This is a genomic window from Streptococcus gallinaceus, assembly GCF_024170225.1.
In the GTDB taxonomy this organism is placed as follows: Bacteria; Bacillota; Bacilli; order Lactobacillales; family Streptococcaceae; genus Streptococcus; species Streptococcus gallinaceus.
The window spans coordinates 137,209-158,814 of sequence record NZ_JALJXU010000006.1; the positions used below are offsets into that span (position 1 = coordinate 137,209).

The following is a 21,606-nucleotide window of genomic DNA, read 5'->3' on the forward strand; positions in this document are numbered from 1 at the left end:
GACAGGACGGAACTCTGGAGAGACCATTTGGCGCCGAAGGGGCAAGGCAGATTCTGCTGAAACTCTCAGGCAAAAGGACAGAGCGAAAAAAGGGATTTTCCCCACGTTTTTCGTGTATCCAGAGGCTAGCAATAGCCTCTTTTTCTTGGCTTTCTAGGATAAAAAGGAGAATGTGATATGCTTGAATGGATGCAACAACTGCAAAGCTTGGTATGGGGTGCGCCCCTCTTGCTGCTTTTAGTGGGGACTGGTTTGTATTTGACCGTGCGACTGGGAATTTTTCAATTTTTTAAGCTGCCCAAGGCTTTTCATTTGATTCTGTCTGGCGACCAGTCAGGAGATGGAGAGGTCTCTAGTTTTGCTGCTCTCTGTACGGCTCTAGCAGCTACTGTTGGGACGGGAAATATTGTCGGAGTAGCGACTGCTATTAAGCTAGGTGGGCCGGGAGCCTTATTTTGGATGTGGGTCGCAGCATTTTTGGGAATGGCGACCAAGTATGCGGAAGGTTTTTTAGCTATAAAATACAGGACAACGGATGCCAATGGCGAAAGTTCGGGCGGTCCTATGTACTATATTTTGCTTGGTATGGGGGAGAAATGGCGTCCGTTAGCAACTTTCTTTGCCTTTAGTGGTCTTTTGGTAGCACTCTTTGGAATGGGGACCTTTACACAGGTCAATGCCATTACGAGCTCGGTTCAGAATAGTTTTGGGGTGGATGTACGCCTTGTTGGGCTCGTGCTAGGCTTGATTGTTGCACTGATTATTTTCCGCGGGATTCATGCAATATCCGATGTCGCGACGAAAGTAGTACCATTTATGGCTATTGTCTATATTCTCGCGACTTTGGGAATTTTAGGAATGCATCTAGACCATCTGTTGCCGAGTCTCAAGTTGATTGTGACATCTGCTTTTACAGGGACAGCTGCGACGGGTGGTTTTGTCGGAGCGACCATGATGGTTGCCTTGCGTAGCGGGGTTGCGCGTGGGGTTTTCTCCAATGAATCTGGTTTGGGGAGTGCACCGATTGTAGCAGCAGCTGCCAAGTCGAACCACGCTGTGGAACAGGGCTTGATTTCGATGACGGGGACTTTTATTGATACCTTGATTATCTGTAGTTTAACAGGATTGTCAATTATTGTGACAGGATTTTGGACAGGCGCGCAAAATGGCGCAACGCTAACCCAGACGGTGTTTACTAGCACCTATTCACAGTGGGGAAGTGGAATACTAACCATTCTGCTCACACTCTTTGCTTTTACCACCATTTTAGGGTGGAATTATTATGGAGAGCGTTGCTTTGAATTTCTTTTTGGAGTGAAATACCTAAAAGCCTACCGTATCCTTTTTGTGGCCATGGTTGTTCTAGGAGCCTTTATTGAGTTGGAGTTGATTTGGGTGATTGCCGATATCGTGAATGGACTCATGGCTTTGCCCAATCTCATCGCCCTCTTGGCCTTGTCACCAATTGTTATTGCAGAGACAAAAGAATACCTAAAGAAGAAGTAAAGAAAACCACTACCTAGCGATTAGGTGGTGGTTTTTGGGTGGGGCTCAATGGGAACAGGAATGAGTATTACTAATGTAAAAATGTTTTGATCTGTATGCACGGTCATCCAACCCTCATAGTCTTTTAGGGTGGATTGGATACTCTTAAGACCAAAACCATGGTATTGATGATCAGTTTTAGATGTTTTGGGAAGTTGGCTATCTGAGTCGAACTCAAGATGGTCTAGTAATGGATTGCGAACCTGGATTTGAACGAATTGCTGGTGTGGTTTTATTTCTAAACTAATCTGGCGTAGCTGACTATCTGGATACTCTTGTACACATTCAATCGCATTATCGATTGCATTTCCCAAGATGGTGTAAAGATCAATAGTGGAAATAAAATCTAGGATTTGACTATCGATCATATGACTGAATCGAATAGCGTGTAGTTGGCAATATTCTTGTTTTTGTGTTAAGAGGGTATTGAGGGCTTCATTTTCTAAATTTAATACTTGATCATGTTGCTGGATTGTTGCTAGTAAATTAGAAAAATAGGCTTCTTTTTCCTGATTTGGAAGACTTGAAAGAGCTAATATTTGGTGTTTTAAATCATGACTTTTACGATTGATAAGATCGACACTTTCTTTTTCAATATGATATTGACGTTGTCGCTCATGCAAAACATGCTCTAAAATAACTTGTTCCTCTAAAAGATGCGAGGCGTGTAGCGTCACGAATTGGGCATATAGGATTAGAGCGCAGAGTGCTAGACTTGAAAGAGCGCTAATATAGCGTTCTGATCCCGCGTTATTATTGAAAATATGCTGACTCGAAAAAGCTTGGAAAATCAAGAGTAGCAGCATCATGCTATAAGCTCGAAAACTAGTTTTGGATTTAACCAAAGACGGGTGTTCAACTAGTTCTGCTCGAAACAAGGAATAAACTCCGCTATAAATGGTCAGTGATACCAAGGCAGATAGGGGCATATAAATTCCTAGATGCTGTGGCAAATCAATCCACAAGGCTTGTGCAATCAGTTCGTGAAAACTAACAAAAACCATGTGTTGGAGTGCATAGCCTGCAAGTGCAATGAAAATGAGACTCTCTTTGGGCAGATTGAAAACCCAACGGATGGTTAAAATTGTTATCAACGATAAGAAAAGGTACCAACTCCCAAACATGAGAATTCTAATAAGGGTGACAAGGTGAGGATTGAAAGCTAGCCCATGATTGATGGCTAGATTTAAATCTTTAAGAGGAAAGAATCCAAGGGACAAGAGCGATAGGAAAAGTAAAACAGCTGTCAGTCGGCAGTAATGTCTTTTTTGTAGTGGATGGGAGGGGAGGATGAAGACTAGCATAGCTCCAGTCAATTCCAAAACAAATCGGACTTCCTCAACGATGGAGAGGACTGTCATTGAAAACCTCCTATAAAGTGAGAGAATTCTTGTAGAAATACTTGTCTACGCGTACGGCTGATTGGGATACGGTAATCCTGAATAAAGATAACATTATCACGGATTGCTTCTATTTTTGCTAAATTTACCAAAAAAGACTGTCCAGCTTTGGCAAAGCCAGCCCTAATCAATTCGTTTTCGATTGACTTCATACTACCATTTGTTTCGTAGATTTGTTTTTTCGTATGGTAAGTCAACTTATGCCCCTGTACTTCTACAAATAGAATGGTTTGTGTAGGGATAGTGAGAGTCTCCTTACCGATAGAAATGTTCATTTTTTGTCTACGGACTTTATCAATTTCTAAGATGGCGCGCTGCAAGCGAAAGGCAAATGAAGCATAGTCAACAGGCTTTAGTAGGAAGTCTAAAGCTTGAACTGCATAGCCTTGGATTGCATATTGGATGAGACTGGTTACAAATAGAATAACTACTTTTTCATCCTGAGCACGGATTAGTCTAGCTGCTTCCATGCCATTCAACTGCCCCATTTCAATGTCTAGGATAATTAAGTCAAACGCTTGATTAGTGGATTGAAATTCCTGATAAAAATCTAAAAAGACTTCTGCAGAATTAAACTGCTGCGTTTTAATATCTAAGTGTTCATTGGTCGCGAAATGTTGGCAAAAACCAGCCAATTCTTGTGTGACTTGATTGTGATCATCTACAAGAGCTATACGATAGGTCATTTGTCTCTCCTTTTCAGACTATTATAGCAAAAAATAGTTGTAAAAATAACTGATATAGGTTGACATGACAATTTGTGCTTATTAAGAGACTGGATGTGTTGAAAACTGCCTTACAGATTCAGATTATGATAAAGTAAAGACAATAAAACGTTTTCATAAGGAGAAATCTTGGGATGAAAAAAACTATAAAAAAACCTGTAGCCATTACAGGAGTAACCCTTTTGTGTGTAGCTGCTATTGGGACTAGTGTTGCCAATTACTATGCTCAAAAATACAGCCCTATTATCTCGACCTATTTTGGTCATAAAACCTATAAAGTTGAAAAAGGTAACTCAAAAGAAGATACAAACTACTTTAAGTCTAGTTTTTCAACCGAGGTAGAGCGTCTGAAAGCAGATTCTAAGGCGGGAAAATCTGCAGCGGCAGAAGGAATTGTTTTATTAAAAAATGATAAAAATCTCCCACTGAAGAAGAATAGCAAGGTGACCTTGTTTGGTGTTGCAAATAGCAATATTCTCTATGGAGGCGGTGGTTCGGGAGCGGTCGATACATCTACGGTTCCTAGTATGAAAAAAGCTTTGGAAACTAGTGGTTTCAGTGTGAATGAAACCATGTGGGATTTTTATACTAAAGGAGCAGCCAAGGACATTAAGATGGACGTTCCTGACATTGCAGGAACAGGACGTTATGTTATCCATGAAGCGGGAATGGACTTGCTAACAGATAAGGAAAAAAATAGTTTCAAAGATTATTCAGATGCTGCGATTGTTACGATTTCTCGTTCAGGTGGGGAGTCTTCGGACCTTCCTAAAGCTTACGATGAGTCCTATTTGAAAGATATGGACATCAAAGGGTATGCGGGAGCCTTTCATTCAGATGCACTGGATTCAAAAGAGGATGTAGGACGTCATTATTTGGAACTCACGCATAACGAGGAAGAAATGATCAAGTATGCCAAGTCAAACTTTGAAAATGTTATCCTTGTTGTCAACTCTGCCAATCCTATTGATATGGGATTTATTGATAATGCTGATTATGGTGTAGATGCAGCACTGTGGATTGGAAATCCAGGGCAGGACGGTTTATATGCTCTAGGGGATATATTGAATGGAAGTAGTAATCCTTCAGGGAAATTGGTGGATACTTACGCATATGATCAAACTGGTTCACCAGCGTTTGTCAATTTTGGAGCTAATTCAGTGGCAAGCGATGACCCGCGGGGGATAAACTATGTTGTCTACCAAGAGGGAATTTATGTAGGTTATAAATACTATGAAACCCGTTATGAAGATGCAGTTTTAAACCAAGGAGAAGCGACTGCTGCGGTTGGAGCGACTGCTGATGGGGCTACAGCTTGGGACTACAATAAAGAAGTTCAATTCCCATTTGGATACGGTTTATCCTATACAAACTTTAGTCAGGAACTATTGAAACATTCGTCAGATGATAAGGGTTATCAGTTTGACGTAAAAGTAACGAATACAGGGGATATAGCTGGGAAACAAGTTGCACAAGTATATATGCAATCACCATATACAGAGCATGACAAGAAAAATGCTATTGAGAAATCAGCCATTCAACTAGTCGGATTTGCTAAAACAAAAGAATTGACCCCTGGCGAATCTCAAACCGTTACGATTCAAGTTGATAAGGAAAATCTAAAAACATATGATGCGAAAGCAAACAATGGTAAAGGAACCTACATCATTGAAGAAGGAAATTATTATTTTGCAGTCGCAACGGATGCTCATCAAGCTATTAACAATGTTTTAGCGAAGAAAGGACAAAAAGTTGATGGCGGAGTAGCTGGATTAGCAGTGGAAGAAAAAGTCTCTGCTAGCGATGATTACGCTGTTTCGGAAGAAACCGGTAAAGAAATTAAAAATCAATTTACAGACGCAGATATAACAAGTTATGATCAGAACTTTACATATTTATCTAGAAATAACTGGAAGGAAACTTATCCTAAACAGTATAACCTGGATTTAACAGATGAAGTGAAGGCTGGTTTGGCAATACCAGAAGGTCGGGATACAAAATCAGCCAAAATGCCAAAAACAGATGAAAAGAAAGGTTTGACACTAGCAATGATGCGTGAAGTTGATTTTAATGATCCTCTATGGGATACATTTATGGATCAACTGAGTGCAGAAGAAATGTATAACCTTGTGCGGATTGGTGGCTACCAAACACAAGCGGTACCATCTGTGGGGGCGCCTGCAACAGTCAATGTAGATGGCCCGGCTTATGTAGGTGTAGCTGGTTTGACAGGTGTTAATACAAAAGAGAAAACCTATGCTTGGAGTTCAGAAATCTTACTTGCTTCTTCTTGGAATACAGACATACTCTATAATATGGGGCAGATGATTGGTGAGGATGCTCTAGCACAGGATGAGTTGAACTTTGCAGGCTGGTATGCCCCAGCGATGAATATCCATCGTACAGCATTCTCCGGTCGAAATTTTGAATATTATTCAGAAGACAGCTTCCTTTCAGGAAAAATGGGTGCTGCCACCACTAAAGGAGCAACGGATAAAGGGATCATCACCTATATCAAGCACTTTGCTTTAAATGATCAGGAGACGAATCGCGCAGCTCTCTTAACATTTGCAAATGAACAATCCATTCGTGAAGTGTACTTAGCACCATTTGAAGCTAGTGTAGTGGACGGTGGGGCTCTGGGCATCATGGCTGGAATGAATCGCATCGGTACCAAGTGGGCGGGGAATCATAAAGGTTTGATGACTAATGTTGTTCGTGATGAATGGGACTTCAATGGTATAGTTGTGACAGACCAAGCTTCATATCCAGAAGCCTTTCCATTTATGGCTATTCGAGGTGGTTTAGAAGCAGGTACAGACCTTTACCTCAACACCGGTACAGATAATTGGGAAATCAAAGATTATGCTAATAATGCAACTGTCATGAACCAATTACGCACATCGTCAAAACGTATTTTGTATGCAGTGTCGCGCAGTTTAGCGATGAACGGCGTCTCATCAACTGCAAAGGTTAAGACCATTACACCTTTATGGATGACGTGGCTCTATGCGGCTGATGGATTGCTGACAGTACTTATCTTCGGTGGATGCTATTTATTGATTCGCAAAACAGACTGGAGCAAGGGAAAAGGAAAAACGAAAGTATCATAATTGTAAAGAAAACCACTACCTAGCGATTAGGTGGTGGTTTTTGGGTGGGGAGGGAAGTTGACGAAAAAGTGAGTTTGTGAAGCTATTTCTGCGTTCTCTTGGGAGAGCATATGTCTGGAATTGTGATATAATATTCCTAGAAGGGAGTTCTATGCTTGCATTTTTTCAAAAATATTTAGCACGATTTGATGTGGAAGCTATTTTGATGAATCTGATTTCAATCGTGATTCTCTACCTACTCTTTTTGGTTCTTCGAAGGCTTATCAAATTTATTGCTAAAAAGGCTGTACAATCGACTGGAAGATTGAGTAGTCAAGATTTGGGTCGTCAAAAGACGGTCATTCGACTGGTGGAAAATATTTTACAGTACACACTTGTTTTCTTTTTTATTTACTGTATCTTGGCCATTTGTGGCTTGCCGGTTTCTAGCTTGTTGGCTGGGGCCGGGATTGCGGGTGTGGCGATTGGATTGGGTGCCCAAGGTTTCTTGTCTGACTTGGTCAATGGTTTTTTTATTCTCATTGAACGGCAATTTGATGTAGGAGACAGCGTGCGCTTGACCAATGGACCGATCACCGTATCTGGGAAAGTGGTGTCTGTCGGTATTCGGACCACACAGATTCGAGATGCGGATGGGACCTTGCATTTTATTCCTAACCGAAATATCTTAGTGGTGAGCAATAAGTCTCGTGGTGATATGCGGGTGCAGATTGATCTTCCCTTACCAAGTAGGGTAGACCTAAACTTGGTCACCAGCCTCATTGAGACGGTTAATCAAAAGCGACTTCCTCAATACGAAGCCATTAAAAATTGCCTTATCCTGGGGCCGCAGACGACGGAAACGGGACAATTTTCATACCGGATTCATCTGTTTGTGACCAATGGTCAACAGAGTCAGATTTATCATGATTTTTATGGATATTACCAGCAAGCTTTTGTGGAGGCTGGCTTAGAGCTCGGCACCACTCACTAGAAAGGAAAGAATATGTTTCCAAAAGAATTTATTGTTGAAGATGGACAGGTTTACTATCGTAAAAAGCCACTTCACCGTCAACCCTTGTTTTGGACCAGTATCGCGGGATTGGTTATTTCCTTGCTCTTGTCCGTTGTAGTTGGATTTCTTCTGTTAGCGCTTGGTAGTCAGACGGTTAACGAATTTGTAGATGAGCACAAGGACACTAATTATGAAACAAGCATGGACTGGTCAGAATACGATGAGTACTCCATTGGAGAGACTGCTGAATTAGCAGACTTATCCATCAAAGTAGAGTCAATGGAAGTCAAAGATGCAGACACCCTAGTGGATGATAGCTTGGACAAAGCCTTGGTCGTGACGCTGACGCTTGAAAATACGAGCGGCGAGGACTACTATTTTGATGAGTACGAGTTCTCGGTGTACGGTGATGATACTAGCGGCTACTATGTGTTAGACTATCAGACTTATAGTAAAGACATGCCAGAAAAAATCAAACCAGGTGAAAAAGTTCATTTGACCCTGTATTATGGCGTCGATGACTCAGACACCTATCGTTTCACTTACAATAATGTTTATTGGGCGACCAATGATGCGGATGCGATTTGATAGAGTAATTTTAGAACAGACAAAAACCACTCATTTGAGTGGTTTTTAGTTTGTTATCTTATACCAAACCTTGTGCAATCATGGCGTCAGCAACTTGTTCAAATGCTGCGATGTTCGCACCCGCAAGGTAATCTTTGCCAAGGTCGTATTTTTCAGCTGTTTCTTTAGCAGTGTTGAAGATGTTTGCCATGATGTCTTTCAAGCGGTTGTCCACTTCTTCGGCAGTCCATGACAAGCGTTGGCTGTTTTGGCTCATTTCAAGGGCTGATACAGCAACGCCACCAGCGTTGGCAGCTTTAGCCAATCCGTAAAGGACATCGTTTTCCTTGTAAGTGTTGATCGCATCAAGGTTAGATGGCATATTGGCACCTTCAGCCACACAGTAAACGCCGTTTTTCACGAGACGAGCTGCTTTTTCACCGTCAATTTCATTTTGAGTGGCACATGGAAGGGCGATGTCAACGTGTCCGTCGTATTCCCATACAGAACCTTCGTGGTAAGTAGCAGTTGCTTTTTCAGCAGCGTATTCTGTCAAACGAGCACGGCGGTTGTTTTTCACGTCGCAAAGGAGGTCGAAGTCGATACCAGTTTCGTCGATGATGTAACCATTTGAGTCAGATACAGAAATTACTTTGGCACCGAGTTCAGTAGCTTTTTGTACTGCGTATTGTGCTACGTTACCTGAACCTGAGATAAGAACAGTTTGTTCGTTGAATGATTTTCCATTTGCTTGAAGCATGTTGTCTGTGAAGTAGACAAGACCGTAACCAGTTGCTTCAGGACGGATGAGTGAGCCACCAAATCCAAGAGGTTTACCAGTCAATACACCTGCATCAAATTGACGGATGCGTTTGTATTGACCATACATGTAACCAATTTCGCGGCCGCCGACACCAATATCACCAGCAGGTACGTCAAGTGACGGACCGATGTGTTTTTGCAATTCAGTCATGAAGCTTTGGCAGAAACGCATGATTTCAGCATCCGTTTTACCTTTAGGGTCGAAGTCTGAACCACCTTTACCACCGCCGATTGGAAGACCAGTCAAGACGTTTTTGAAGATTTGCTCAAATCCGAGGAACTTCAAGATAGATTGTGTAACAGTTGGGTGGAAGCGAAGACCGCCTTTGTATGGACCAACTGCGGAGTTGAATTGGACACGGTAACCACGGTTGACTTGTACATTTCCGTCTTTGTCTGTCCATGGGATACGGAATGAAATGACACGTTCTGGCTCAACGATACGAGCCAAGATGTTTTCAGTGATGTACTCTGGGTGTACTTCGAAAACAGGTTCCAAGGTATTGAAAAGTTCTTCCACCGCTTGGAGGAATTCTTTTTCGTGGGAGTTGCGTGCTTTTACGCCTTCAAATGAGGCTTGGATGTATTCTTTAGCAGTTGTCATAACTGTTCCCCTTTTAAAATTAGATTTATTAAATTGTCTGACAATTTAATTTATGGGATTATTATAGCACTGGGAAAATCATTTGTAAAGTAAAAAGTTGAATTTTCTGACAATTTTTTGCAAAAAAATTCAAAAGCCGAATGTTCCCTCCCAATTTACAGTTGAAGTGGAAATCAAATTTCTTTTCTATGCTATAATGAAAAAAATTAAAGGAGAAGACTATGGTTTCGACAAAAACAAGTTTGGCTGGTGTGGAGTTTGACAACTGTTTCATGAATGCGGCGGGTGTCTGGTGTATGACCAAGGAGGAGCTGGACGGGGTGAAGAACTCTGCAGCAGGGACCTTTGTGACTAAGACAGCAACCCTTGAAGAGCGTGCGGGGAATCCAGAACCACGCTATCAGAATGTTCCCTTGGGCTCTATCAATTCGATGGGCTTGCCCAATCAAGGGTTGAACTACTATCTCAACTATCTCTTGGACTTGCAGCAGACAGATAGCGAGCGAACGTTTGTCCTTTCTGTGGTGGGGATGTCGCCTGAAGAGACACATACGATTTTGAAGACCATTCAAGACAGTGACTTTAGAGGTTTGACAGAGCTCAATCTCTCTTGTCCAAATGTGCCGGGTAAACCGCAGATTGCCTATGATTTTGAGATGACGGAACGGATTTTAAGAGACGTTTTTGTCTACTTCACAAAGCCTCTGGGCATCAAGTTGCCCCCTTATTTTGACATGGTGCATTTTGATCAGGCAGCAGCGATTTTCAATCAATTCCCGCTTAAGTTTGTCAACTGTGTCAACTCCATCGGAAATGGTCTTTATATCGAAGGCGAGACAGTTGTCATCAAGCCAAAAAATGGATTTGGTGGGATTGGTGGTCAGTACATCAAACCAACTGCCTTGGCCAATGTCCATGCTTTCTACCAACGTCTGAATCCATCAATTCAAATCGTTGGGACGGGAGGTGTCCTGACAGGACGCGATGCTTTTGAGCATATTCTCTGTGGAGCAAGTATGGTTCAACTGGGGACAACCCTCCAAAAAGAAGGCTTGTACGCTTTTGAACGAATTACGCAGGAATTACAATCTATTATGGAAGAAAAGGGCTATGGCAGTCTAGAAGATTTCCGTGGGAAGTTGCAGTACATTAGTGAATAGGAGAAATCAGGCTAGGAGACTAGCCTGATTTGTTGTTTTCAAAAGGCAAAGAATAGAGTATACTGGAAGAAACAGGAGGTATCGACATGGGAAGAAGAACAGAGCGCGAAAGACAGCGGCGACGTCGGCAAAAACAAAGAGCGAAAATTGCTCTGGTTTTAGGTATTTTGCTAGCGGTGGTTGGTGGATGTGTTGCCATATTTGAATGGAAAAAGCCGATGAGAACGCATCAGGAAGTGAGTTCCTCATCGGCTGCGGCATCCTCGTCTGAAAAGAAACAGGAATCAACACAAACGGCACGTATCATGGCACATGGGGACTTGCTCTATCATGATGCACTCTACATGAGCGCCCAGCAAGCAGATGGTTCGTATGATTTTTCGACAAATTTCACCTATGTCAAGCCTTGGATTGAGCAGGCAGACTTAGCGATTGCGGACTTTGAAGGGACTATTTCGTCAGAATTTCCGCTTGCAGGTTATCCTTTGTTTAATGCCCCTGCATCAGTTGCGACAGCAATCAAAGACGCAGGATATGATGTGGTAGACTTGGCGCACAATCATATTTTGGATTCTCAATTATCGGGTTTGATTTCAACCGCAAAAACTTTTACAGACTTAGGTGTTGGCACAGTTGGTGTCTATCCTGAGGGAAATCGGTCTTCTGCTCCGCTATTGATTCGTGAGGTAAATGGGATTAAGGTGGCCATTTTAGCGTATGCCTATGGATTTAACGGAATGGAAGGGAATTTGACACCAGAAGAATACCAGTCTTATCTGTCCGATATGGATGAGTCTCGGATGAAGGCGGAGATTGAGCGTGCTGAGAAAGAGGTGGATGTCACGATTATCATGCCGCAAATGGGCGTTGAGTACCAGCTTGAGCCGACACAAGAGCAGGTTGACCTCTACCACAAAATGGTAGACTGGGGTGCAGATGTGGTCTTTGGTGGGCATCCGCATGTGGCAGAGCCATCGGAAATTGTGGAAAAAGATGGGGATAAAAAGCTCATTATTTATTCAATGGGAAACTTCATTTCAAACCAGCGCCTGGAAACCATGGAAGGGGTCAACAATGCCCAGTGGACCGAGCGTGGAGTTTTGATGGATGTTACCTTTGAGAAAAAGGCAGGGAAAACGCGTATCCAGACGGCAACAGCACATCCAACATGGGTTAGTCGTGTGCCAAATGGCCAATACGCTGCAGATGGTGGACCATTTTATACCTATCAAACTTTTGTTCTGGAAGATTTCATCGAAGGTGGCCAACACAGAGTTCAGTTGGATGAGGATACTAAGGCGAGAGTTGATGCTGCCTATCAAGAAATGACCGATTTTATGCACTTGGATTGGTCCAAAGAGTAGAATAGAGGAAGAAGTATGATCAAACTAGTCGCTTTCGATATGGACGGCACCTTTTTGAACTCAGAAAATGATTATGACCGCGAACGATTTGACCGCATTTTTCATGAATTGGTCCGTCGCGATATGAAAATCGTTGCCAGTTCGGGCAATCAATTTCATCAGATAAAGAGCTTCTTTGAGCCTTACTTGGATCAGATGACCATCGTTTCAGAAATTGGAAATAAGATTTATGAAAATGGGAACTTGGTGCAGGAGTATCATTTTGAAAACTCGGTTGTAGAAGCCATGCTGGGGCTTTTGGGGCAGAAAAACTTGCTTTCTCGTTGCATGATTGGCGGGCTGGATACTGCTTATTTTGAAGCGTCAGCGCCAGAGGATTTTAAGAAGATTGTGAAGAAACACAATTATTCTTGGCAAGAGTTGGATAGCTTTGCGGATTTGCCCCAAGATCAGTTTTGCATCGTGACCTTGGACGTGCCTGACCAGAATATTGCCGCCTTGGTAGCGGAGCTCAATCAAGTTGGAGGGCCGCAAGCGCGTGCGGTATCAAGCGGTTTTCACTTTATTGATATCATCCAGTACGGTATTGATAAAGGGACAGCCTTGCAGTTTTTAGGGCAACAGTGGGGAATTTCACCAGATGAGATGATGACCTTTGGAGATAGCGACAATGACTTGGAGATGCTGGCTTGGACGCGCAATTCTTATGCCATGGCAGGTTGTCCTGAAAATGTCGCTCGAGTTGCCAATTATCAGACGCCTAGCAATGATGAATCAGGCGTTTTGGCAGTCATAGAAAGAGAAATTTTAGGGGATATGGGATGAAGGATTTGAAGTTGTTTTTTCAAGACTATGTAGCCCAACCCTTGGGTCAGGAAAAGGTGTATGCTGTTTTTTTGCCCCTAATCTGGCAGGATGACCAGTGGCAGATTCTCTATGAATTGCGCAGTCAGGCGATTTCGCAGCCTGGGGAGGTGTCGTTTCCCGGTGGACGAGTGGAGGAGGACGAGAGCTTTCAAGCAGCGGCTGTTCGTGAAACGATTGAGGAGCTCAATGTGGCAGAATCAGTCGTCGAGATTTGGGGAGAGATGGATTATATCGTCTACCAAGAGCGAACGATTCGTTGCTTTGTTGGGCAGCTCAAGGTTCCAGATTGGCAAAGCATTCGTCCCAATGAAGAGGTAGCCCACCTCTTTACCGTACCGGTGCAAACTTTGCAGGACAATCCACCGGTTTACCATACCTTGGAGGCTACGATTAAGACGGATTCGGCTTTCCCTTTTGAACGCATCACGGGTGGGGCCAATTATCAGTTTAGCCACCACAATCGCCTCATTCCTTTTTACGAAGATTTACCAGAAAATATATGGGGAATGACAGCCCAGTTAACCCATCGCTTTGTCAGTCTGTGGAGTCAGACAGAGGGAAAATGAGAAGAAGTAGAATAGTAAAACCACCATTTCCTGCGGAAGTGGTGGTTTTACTTGGTTATGCTGTTGTAGGTACCATGGTGCGAATGGCTTTTTCGTGCATGGTGACGGTAACGGGTAGAGTGCTAGCCGTGTCGCCATCAATACGAGTAACGGGATTGTGGTGTTTGTTTTTCGAACGGTTATGAATCTCTAGCTGAGAAGTGCGAAATTGGTCCCAGTGTCGGTAGTCTTTGAACTCGCCTTTGCGAACAAAGTAGAACCACATAAAGCGGATGAGGTGCAGTTTTTTAAGGATATAGACGGTGAAAAGGCCGTCGTCATAGCGTTCAGAAGGAGCAAATCCCTCCTTGCCACCGATGTGATTGGTCATGGTGAGGAGCAGGATTTTTGTCCGGTATTTCAATCGTTGGCCGTTGAAATCTAAAAAGAGTTTGTAGCTTTGTTGCTGCCACCAAATGGACCATCCGGCAAATAGGAAGGCTAGAAAGCCAAATCTGCGCTTGTTTTCAGAGGTAACCCCGAGAGCAATATCGGCCATGAGGCCAAGTGTCATACTGGAAATCATGTAGCGGTCATTGACTTGAGCGAGGTCAAATGCGACTTCGTGTCCCTTGAGTAGATTGTCCAAAGCGCTAGGGAGGTCAAGAGGAATCCCCAGAGATTTTGCGAAATTATTGACCGTACCAGTCGGGATGAGACCCAATCGCGAATGTCCACCACCTTCAAAAATCCCTGCGCAGACCAGGCTGATAGACCCATCTCCACCTAGCGGAATAATCATGTCAACCTTGTTTTGGCAGGCTTCCTTGGCAAACGTCTGCATCTTCTCGGCTGTCTCGGGATAGAGAACAGTAACGGTTATATCGGTATTTTCTTTAAAATACTCCAGGATGCTATCGACGATCTGTTCTTTTTCTTCTTTTCCAGAATGTTGATTAACGAGAATGGTAATATCTTTCATAGTAGGCCCTCTTTTATTAGTTACAGTATACCATTTTTGAGTCCGTAGGTCTTTGCAGGAAAATAAGACCCGGGACGAGGGTCCGGGGTTCTATTTGTTTTGGGGGTTAAAAAGACTAGTAGTGGTTAGTTGTGTTTAGGATTTTGTCCATTCTTGGACGATTTTTTTATTTTGCTTAATCCAATTTTTGGCAGCTTCTTCAGGAGTTTTTCCGTTGTTGATTTCGAGCATGACAAACTCCATATCTTTTTGGGTCCAATGGAATCGATCAACAATTTGATAGACTTCAGGAGCGTCTTTCTTCAGGCCTTTACGAGCAATTGTATTGATATTTTCAGCTTCGCCAAATGACTTTTTAGGGTCCTCAAGGTATTTCAAGTCGTATTTTGAAAACATCCAGTGAGGAGACCAGCCTGTTACAACGATTTCTTCTTTGTTGCGGATTGCCTTGTCCAATGAAGAAGTCATGGCACCTGTAGAGGAGGCAGTCAGTTCCCAATCTGAGAGATTGTCATACTCTTTTTTGGCAGACTTGGCTGCATCCATAATACCTGCACCTGGTTCGATACCGGTGATGGATTTTTTTGCTTGGTCAGACAGGTCTGAAATACTATTGACATCGGTCATATAGCTTGGAACCACGAGACCGAGTCGGATATTTTCTAAGTTAGGGCCAAGATCTTCGAGCTTGTCTTGGTATTTTTTGTATTGCTGACCATGTGTGACGGGGAGCCAAGCGCTGGTGGTAAAGTCGGCATTTCCATTTGCGACAGATTGCCAGCTGACAGCATTGTCAAGAGGAATCATGTCTACTTTGTAACCGGCTTGTTTTAAGACTTCACCGATGACATTGGTAGAAGTGACTTCTGAATCCCATTGTACATAGGAGATACGAATCGTTTTGTCCTTGGTAGTGGCATCTGTGTTCATGGTTGTAAAGCTACGTCCCAAAGCTGCTCCGATAAAGAGAACCAGGGCTACGATGCCGACCCATTTGCCAGTTTGACCATTTTCTTTTCCTTGGTGATTGAGGAGTTGAGAAATGCGGTCGAGTACAATGGCTAGGATAACAAGGGCGAAACCAGATACGAATCCATTTCCGACATCTGCTTTTTGTAGAGCCGAAAGGACTTCGCGTCCAAGTCCAGGGGCACCGATCATGGATCCGGTAACGACCATGGAAAGGGCGAGCATCATGGTTTGGTTGACACCGGCCATGATGGTGTTGCGGGCAAGAGGTAACTCAACCTTGAATAATTTTTGACTTGGGGTAGAACCAAATGCATCCGAGGCTTCAACTAGCTCAGTTGGGATTTCACGAATGGCTAAGTTGGTGAAGCGAACAGTTGGCGGAAGGGCGAAGATAACAGAGGCGAATACCCCTGGTACCATACCGATCCCGAAAAAGACAACGGCAGGAATCAAGTAAACAAAGGCAGGCATTGTTTGCATGAAGTCCAAAATCGGATTGACGATTCGTTTCACGGTTGCATTTTTTGCCATCCAGATGCCGAGTGGCACACCGATGATAATCGAAATCAGACTGGCTACCAGCACCAAGACAAGGGTGTTAATCATGTGTTCCCAAAGACCCTGGTTGTAGATAAAGAAGAGTCCAAGCAGCGTCAAGGCTGGCATTTTCCAATTCTTTTTCGTTAAGAAATAGAGAGCAAGAGCGATGAGTGCCATGAAGAGGAGTGGGTTGATGAAGAGAAGTGTATTTGTCGTCCAATCCATCAATCCATTTCCACCAGCTTGCAAGAGGTCAAAAAATCCTGCAAAAGTTTTGGTAACCCATTCTGTCAAAGACTCGACAGCCGGTGCTACCGGAATTTTTGTTTTTAATATATTTTCAATCATAAATCAGTTCCTTCACTATTAGTTGTTCTCGTCGGGGATGTTGGCCAAGGCTTCGATGACACGGCCTCGAATCACGACACCCAGTAGACGATTGTTGTCATCGGTGACAGCGATTGGAGCAGACGAGTCATAAATCAATGGCATGATATCGGTGATGACCGTGTCTTTTGAGACCGTCACGACATCAGTATTAACCACATCAGCCAATGGAATTCCTTTTTTACGAGCTTCTAGAGCAGCATCAGTCGTGACACTACCAAGCAAGTATCTGCGGCGGTCAGTGGCCATCAGCATGGAAACTTCTTCGTTGTACATGCGGTTCAAGGCAACTTGAGGTCCGTCAATTCCGATGGTAGTGGTGATAGGCTTAATCATAATATTTTGCGCAGTGAGGACCTTAGAACGGTCGACATCTTCGACGAATTCACGGACAAAGTCATTGGCTGGATTGGTCAAGATTTCCTCACCTGTGCCAATTTGCATAATCTTCCCATCCTTCATCAAGGCAATCCGGTCACCGATACGAAGAGCTTCGTTGAGGTCATGACTGATAAAGATGATGGTCTGTTGTTGATTTTCTTGCAAATCAAGCAATTCATCCTGCATTTCGCGGCGAATCAAAGGGTCTAAGGCAGAGAAAGCCTCATCCATTAAGAGGATTTTAGGGCTGTTAGCAAGAGCGCGTGCCAATCCGACCCGTTGCTGCATCCCACCTGAAAGTTGATTTGGGTACTGATCCTTGAAAGTCAGGAGGCCGGCATTATCCAAAGCGCGTTCGGCGATTTGACGGCGTTCTTCTTTTTCTACACCACGCAATTCCAAACCAAATTCGGTATTTTCAAGAATGGTTTTATGTGGGAAGAGGGCAAAACTCTGAAAGACCATATTGATATCGTGGCGACGAATGTCGCGTAAGTCGCTGTCATTGAGCTTAGAGATATCCTTATCACCTAAGAGAATCTGACCAGATGATGGTTCGATCAATCGATTGAGCATTCGAACCAGTGTGGACTTACCAGAGCCGGAAAGTCCCATGATAACGAAGATTTCGCCCTCTTTAATGTCAAAATTCGCATCGTAGACACCGACAGTTGCACCTGTCTTTTTCAAAATTTCTTCTTTTGATTTTCCCTGTTTGACCATCTCGAGAGCGGCTTTTTGCTTTTTCCCGAAAACTTTTGTCAAATGGTTTACTTCTAAAATTGTTTTCATTGTTCCTCCATTCATAAGCAACACAAAGGTAAAAGATAGTGTCACTTTGAAATAAAAATAATCTGCTTTTAAAAACAGAACACATAAAGAATAACATGTGATGTCACTTTTGTCAAAGATATGGCCTAAAATGCAGAAAAAAGGCTATAAATCAGCATTCTTCAAGTAATTGTTTTACCATTATATAAACAGAAAAGATGTAAATTCCAACTTTTTCAGAAAAACACACTTTTCCAACCTCTTAAAAAAATGAGCAAAACACTTGCAATTTATTTTTATCGTGATATAATGACAATATAAAATATAAAACAAGTTGTCACTACAACGAAAAATAACAATCGAGTAAAAGCTCACATTATATAATGTTGTTAGGTTAGGATTCGTAGGATAACCCACTATATTTTATGTGGTACAAACCACAAAGAATATTCTTATTATTGTCATATACTATCGGTATTGCATTCTTTGTTATTTGTTTAAAAGGGAGAAAAATTATGATTCTTTGGAAATTACTTATCGGAGCACTTATCGGTGCAGTTGCAGGAGCGATTACTAAAAAAGGTGGCTCGATGGGTTGGATCGCCAACATCGTTGCCGGTTTGATCGGTTCATCTGTCGGACAATCTATCTTTGGTGCATGGGGACCAAACTTGGCAGGTATGGCCTTGGTTCCATCAATCCTAGGTGCAGTTATCGTGGTTGCTGTGGTATCCTTCTTTCTTAGAAAATCAAACTAGAAAGTAGGAACTGATATGAGTAAGACCCTGAAATGGCTCTACAGCCTTGCAAGTCTTCTATTAGTCAGTCTACTTGCATTTGTAGTTGTGGCCAGCCAGCGCCAGTTGATACTTCCGAGTGAATGGGCTTGGTTGAATACGGATTTACAACTGCCTACTTTTATAGAAGAACACTATCATTTCGTTTACTTCTGGTTAGCCCTTATCTTCATCGCTATCATTCTTGTGACGGTTCTAGTGGTCATCTTTTACCCACGGATCTACACAGAAATTTCATTGTTGGAAAAAGACACTTCTTTATTGTTGAAGAAATCAGCGCTTGAAGGCTACATTCGTACCTGCATCCTTGAGTCAAATCTATTGGTCCATCCAAGTGTAACGGTGACCATGTACAAGAAGAAATTCAAGGTGCATGTTAAAGGTGCTGTGACCAATGAAGTAGGATTTGCAAATGCGGCAGTAGGTGCAAAAAAAGTTATCGAGGACGGCATTCAACAGTATATCGGTGTTGATAGACCAGTGAATTTCAAAGTGTTTGTAGACGAGTTGCAGACAGCTGGGCAAACAGGCCGTGTTGTCAACCGCGTCTTATAAGGAGAAGAAATGGATTTATTCAAAACCTATCGATACCCGCTTATGGGAGGGGGCTTGGGACTGTTCTTGGCACTTCTCTTCTTAACAGTTGGGTTCTTGAAAACAATTTTTCTAATACTATTTACAATTTTTGGCATCTTGTTGGGAAATTATTGCCAACGGACAGGTTTGATTTCAAAGTTAGTTAATCAATTTAAATAACGAAAGAGGAATACTATGACAACGAATACTTACGTAAAAAATACATCAACTCTTCCGACGGAAGCAGTTCGCGGCCAGCTCACTTTTGAAGACAAGGTTATTGAAAAAATTGTCGGCTTAGCGATTGAACATGTAGATGGTCTCTTGGCTGTCAACGGTGGTTTCTTTGCCAATCTAAAAGATAAGTTGGTCAATACTGAGTCTGTAACAGATGGGATTTCAGTCGAAGTTGGTAAAAAACAAGTGGCTGTGGATTTAGATATCGTAGCAGAGTACCAAAAACACTTGCCGACTATTTACGCAGACATCAAGGCCATTGTTGAATCTGAAGTGAAAAAGATGACCGACTTGGATGTCGTAGAAGTAAATGTCAAGGTGGTGGATATCAAAACACGTGCGCAGCATGAAGCGGACTCTATCAGCTTGCAAGATCGCGTGACAGACGCAGCACAAGCAACGACAAACTTTGCTTCAAATCAAGTAGAAAACGTTAAAACAGCAGTTGGTACAGGTGTTGAAAAGGTAGAAGACCTCAAACCTGAACCACGTGTCAAATAATTTTTTAAAAAAGAAAGAGGAACAAATTATGTCAGAAGAAAAATTCGATGTAAAATTGGACCAAGTAACTGGATCTGTAAAAGAAGGTCTTGGTAAATTGACTGGCGACAAAGAAGTCGAAACCGAAGGTAAAGTTGAAAAATTGGCTGGTAAAGTCAAAGAAACGATTGAAGATGTTAAGGACACTGTAAAAGGTGCAGTAGACGGCTTGAAAAAATCAACTGATGAGGAGAAATAATCTATGACAGATGTACAAAATATGAAAAGCAACCTTACTTACAATGACCTTGTCATTGAAAAAATTGTTGGGCATGCATTGGAAAACGTTGATGGGCTCTTGGCTGTTAATGGCGGATTTTTCTCAAATTTGAAAAACAACTTGGTTAATTCGGATTCAGTGACAGATGGCGTTAATGTTGAAGTTGGTTCTGAAGAAGTTGCTGTAGACTTGAACGTCATCGTGGAATACGGAAAAGACATCCCAGCCATTGTTGAAAGTATGAAAGGTATCGTGGCCCAAAATGTTGAAGTCATGACCCACTTGAAAGTGATTGAGTTGAACGTCAATGTCGTGGATATTCAAACCAAAGAAGAATTTGAAAAGTCATCTGTAACGGTTCAAGATCGCTTGACAGACGCTGCACAAGCAACGGGTGAATTTGCAAGTCAATCTGCTGAAAAAATCAAAGCAGCAGCAGCGACTGGTGCAGAAAAGACAAAAGAATTCGTCGCACAACATTCAGAAAAAGAATAGTTATGAGATAGAAAAAGAGCTGGAACACCAGCTCTTCTTTGTGCAGTCAATCATCACTAAATATTGAAAAAAATATAAAATTGTGATTTAATAGATAAGAAATTTACGAAAGGAGACAACTGAAAATGCAGAAACGATCGTCAACAGTCAAAGAATCAAAGTACCAACAAATCGCGATAGAAGTTGCCAAGCGCATTGCCGATGGGGATTATGAAGCTGGCGAAAAGTTGAAGTCACGTTCGACCTTGTCTGCTCAATTTAACGTTTCTCCGGAGACGACGCGAAAAGCATTGAATATTTTGGCGGACTTGAAAATTGTCACCCTCAAACACGGCAGCGGAGCAATTGTCTTGTCGCAAGAAAAAGCGATTGAGTTTTTGGATAAGTACGAAAGCACTCATTCGATTGCAGTGATTAAGGAGCGTATCCGAAAAAATATCAAGGACCAGCAAGAGCAGATGGAAGATTTGTCTCTTCTAGTCAATGAATTTTTGCTCCAAAGTCAATCCATTAGTCGCCAATACCCATTGACGCCATATGAGATTATCGTTAGCCAAGATACAGAGCATTTTGGAAAACCGCTGAGCGAGCTAAATATTTGGCATTTAACGGGTGCAACCATCATTGCGATTGAACATGAAGGAGAATTCGTTCTTTCTCCTGGACCGTATGGTAAGATTGAAAAAGGTGATCATGTCTACTTTGTCGGCTCAAATTTAGCCTACTCACGGATGAAAACTTTCTTCAATCTCAAAATGGGCTTATAAGATATAGATGGACTTTGCCCTCAGAATAGCAAAGACCTTGACAGATTTTGTACTGCCCCCCAAAAGTTGGACACTATATTTTAAGCACAGGATTGAGTTCTGTATTGAACGGGACTCAGTCCTTTTAATTTTGTTTTGATTCTCTTGTTATTGTAGTAAACTATGTATTCTTTGATGGCAGATTCAAGCTCCACCAGTGATTTGTAGGACTCTTCATAGCCGTAAAACATCTCTG

Annotated in this window: 22 protein-coding genes and 1 riboswitch; of the genes, 15 read left to right on the top strand and 7 right to left on the bottom strand. The window is 42.4% G+C overall.

What is annotated here, in order from left to right:
- The first annotated feature begins 4 nt into the window (after positions 1-4).
- Positions 5-91: riboswitch (glycine riboswitch) on the top strand.
- An 86-nt stretch (positions 92-177) separates the two neighbouring features.
- A complete protein-coding gene (locus tag J2T50_RS08365; RefSeq protein ID WP_253365605.1) occupies positions 178-1,506 on the top strand; it encodes an alanine/glycine:cation symporter family protein in 1,329 nt (442 codons plus the stop codon).
- A gap of 20 nt (positions 1,507-1,526) precedes the next feature.
- Here the strand turns inward: J2T50_RS08365 and J2T50_RS08370 are convergent, their stop codons facing one another.
- Positions 1,527-2,906 carry an ATP-binding protein gene (locus tag J2T50_RS08370; protein ID WP_253365607.1) on the bottom strand — a complete coding sequence of 460 codons (1,380 nt, stop codon included), beginning with the start codon at positions 2,904-2,906 and terminating at the stop codon, positions 1,527-1,529.
- Complete coding sequence (locus J2T50_RS08375; RefSeq protein ID WP_253365609.1) at positions 2,903-3,631, bottom strand: LytR/AlgR family response regulator transcription factor; 729 nt, start codon at positions 3,629-3,631, stop codon at positions 2,903-2,905. The genes J2T50_RS08370 and J2T50_RS08375 overlap by 4 nt, the downstream gene beginning before the upstream one ends.
- A gap of 173 nt (positions 3,632-3,804) precedes the next feature.
- On the opposite strand from J2T50_RS08375, the gene J2T50_RS08380 reads away from it, so the two are divergent.
- From J2T50_RS08380 to J2T50_RS08390, 3 genes are all read left to right on the top strand, one after another.
- A complete protein-coding gene (locus tag J2T50_RS08380; protein ID WP_253365611.1) occupies positions 3,805-6,783 on the top strand; it encodes a glycoside hydrolase family 3 protein in 2,979 nt (992 codons plus the stop codon).
- Between the two features lie 151 nt (positions 6,784-6,934).
- Positions 6,935-7,756, top strand: coding sequence for a mechanosensitive ion channel family protein (locus tag J2T50_RS08385; RefSeq protein WP_253365612.1), 822 nt, complete (start codon positions 6,935-6,937; stop codon positions 7,754-7,756).
- 12 nt (positions 7,757-7,768) lie between these two features.
- Positions 7,769-8,365: a DUF4352 domain-containing protein gene (locus J2T50_RS08390; RefSeq protein ID WP_253365614.1), complete on the top strand. Its 597-nt coding sequence runs from the start codon at positions 7,769-7,771 to the stop codon at positions 8,363-8,365.
- 58 nt (positions 8,366-8,423) lie between these two features.
- Here J2T50_RS08390 and gdhA read toward each other — a convergent pair whose 3' ends face one another.
- Entirely contained in the window at positions 8,424-9,770 is a 1,347-nt protein-coding gene (gdhA, locus tag J2T50_RS08395; protein WP_253365616.1) for an NADP-specific glutamate dehydrogenase, read from the bottom strand.
- A gap of 221 nt (positions 9,771-9,991) precedes the next feature.
- Here gdhA and J2T50_RS08400 point away from each other — a divergent pair, with 221 nt between their 5' ends.
- The 4 genes from J2T50_RS08400 (at position 9,992) to J2T50_RS08415 (ending at position 13,727) form a co-directional block, all read left to right on the top strand.
- Positions 9,992-10,930 carry a dihydroorotate oxidase gene (locus J2T50_RS08400; protein WP_253365618.1) on the top strand — a complete coding sequence of 313 codons (939 nt, stop codon included), beginning with the start codon at positions 9,992-9,994 and terminating at the stop codon, positions 10,928-10,930.
- Positions 10,931-11,016: 86 nt separating this feature from the next.
- Positions 11,017-12,294 carry a CapA family protein gene (locus J2T50_RS08405; protein WP_253365620.1) on the top strand — a complete coding sequence of 426 codons (1,278 nt, stop codon included), beginning with the start codon at positions 11,017-11,019 and terminating at the stop codon, positions 12,292-12,294.
- A gap of 15 nt (positions 12,295-12,309) precedes the next feature.
- The gene (locus J2T50_RS08410; protein WP_253365621.1) at positions 12,310-13,119 is read left to right on the top strand and encodes a Cof-type HAD-IIB family hydrolase; all 810 of its coding nucleotides are present in this window, start codon (positions 12,310-12,312) and stop codon (positions 13,117-13,119) included.
- Complete coding sequence (locus J2T50_RS08415; RefSeq protein ID WP_253365622.1) at positions 13,116-13,727, top strand: NUDIX hydrolase; 612 nt, start codon at positions 13,116-13,118, stop codon at positions 13,725-13,727. Before J2T50_RS08410 ends, J2T50_RS08415 begins: the two co-directional genes overlap by 4 nt.
- Before the next feature lie 55 nt (positions 13,728-13,782).
- Here the strand turns inward: J2T50_RS08415 and J2T50_RS08420 are convergent, their stop codons facing one another.
- The 3 genes from J2T50_RS08420 to J2T50_RS08430 all read right to left on the bottom strand — a co-directional run bounded on the left by J2T50_RS08420 (position 13,783) and on the right by J2T50_RS08430 (position 17,760).
- Positions 13,783-14,688: a diacylglycerol/lipid kinase family protein gene (locus tag J2T50_RS08420; protein ID WP_253365623.1), complete on the bottom strand. Its 906-nt coding sequence runs from the start codon at positions 14,686-14,688 to the stop codon at positions 13,783-13,785.
- A 135-nt stretch (positions 14,689-14,823) separates the two neighbouring features.
- A complete protein-coding gene (locus tag J2T50_RS08425; RefSeq protein ID WP_253365668.1) occupies positions 14,824-16,545 on the bottom strand; it encodes an ABC transporter permease/substrate binding protein in 1,722 nt (573 codons plus the stop codon).
- Positions 16,546-16,566: 21 nt separating this feature from the next.
- Positions 16,567-17,760, bottom strand: coding sequence for a quaternary amine ABC transporter ATP-binding protein (locus tag J2T50_RS08430; protein ID WP_253365624.1), 1,194 nt, complete (start codon positions 17,758-17,760; stop codon positions 16,567-16,569).
- A gap of 494 nt (positions 17,761-18,254) precedes the next feature.
- Here J2T50_RS08430 and J2T50_RS08435 point away from each other — a divergent pair, with 494 nt between their 5' ends.
- From J2T50_RS08435 to J2T50_RS08465, 7 genes are all read left to right on the top strand, one after another.
- Positions 18,255-18,497, top strand: a complete 243-nt coding sequence (locus J2T50_RS08435; protein WP_301282838.1) for a GlsB/YeaQ/YmgE family stress response membrane protein — start codon at positions 18,255-18,257, stop codon at positions 18,495-18,497.
- Positions 18,498-18,512: 15 nt separating this feature from the next.
- Positions 18,513-19,091 carry an alkaline shock response membrane anchor protein AmaP gene (gene amaP / locus J2T50_RS08440; protein WP_253365625.1) on the top strand — a complete coding sequence of 193 codons (579 nt, stop codon included), beginning with the start codon at positions 18,513-18,515 and terminating at the stop codon, positions 19,089-19,091.
- A 9-nt stretch (positions 19,092-19,100) separates the two neighbouring features.
- Positions 19,101-19,292, top strand: coding sequence for a DUF2273 domain-containing protein (locus tag J2T50_RS08445; RefSeq protein ID WP_253365630.1), 192 nt, complete (start codon positions 19,101-19,103; stop codon positions 19,290-19,292).
- Positions 19,293-19,307: 15 nt separating this feature from the next.
- Entirely contained in the window at positions 19,308-19,850 is a 543-nt protein-coding gene (locus J2T50_RS08450; protein WP_253365632.1) for an Asp23/Gls24 family envelope stress response protein, read from the top strand.
- A gap of 28 nt (positions 19,851-19,878) precedes the next feature.
- Positions 19,879-20,088 carry a CsbD family protein gene (locus tag J2T50_RS08455; protein ID WP_253365634.1) on the top strand — a complete coding sequence of 70 codons (210 nt, stop codon included), beginning with the start codon at positions 19,879-19,881 and terminating at the stop codon, positions 20,086-20,088.
- Between the two features lie 3 nt (positions 20,089-20,091).
- Positions 20,092-20,604 carry an Asp23/Gls24 family envelope stress response protein gene (locus J2T50_RS08460; RefSeq protein WP_253365636.1) on the top strand — a complete coding sequence of 171 codons (513 nt, stop codon included), beginning with the start codon at positions 20,092-20,094 and terminating at the stop codon, positions 20,602-20,604.
- A 125-nt stretch (positions 20,605-20,729) separates the two neighbouring features.
- The gene (locus J2T50_RS08465) at positions 20,730-21,371 is read left to right on the top strand and encodes a GntR family transcriptional regulator (RefSeq protein ID WP_253365644.1); all 642 of its coding nucleotides are present in this window, start codon (positions 20,730-20,732) and stop codon (positions 21,369-21,371) included.
- 80 nt (positions 21,372-21,451) lie between these two features.
- Here J2T50_RS08465 and J2T50_RS08470 read toward each other — a convergent pair.
- On the bottom strand, positions 21,452-21,606 hold a 155-nt coding region (locus J2T50_RS08470), incomplete at its 5' end, for an IS3 family transposase (protein ID WP_253365670.1).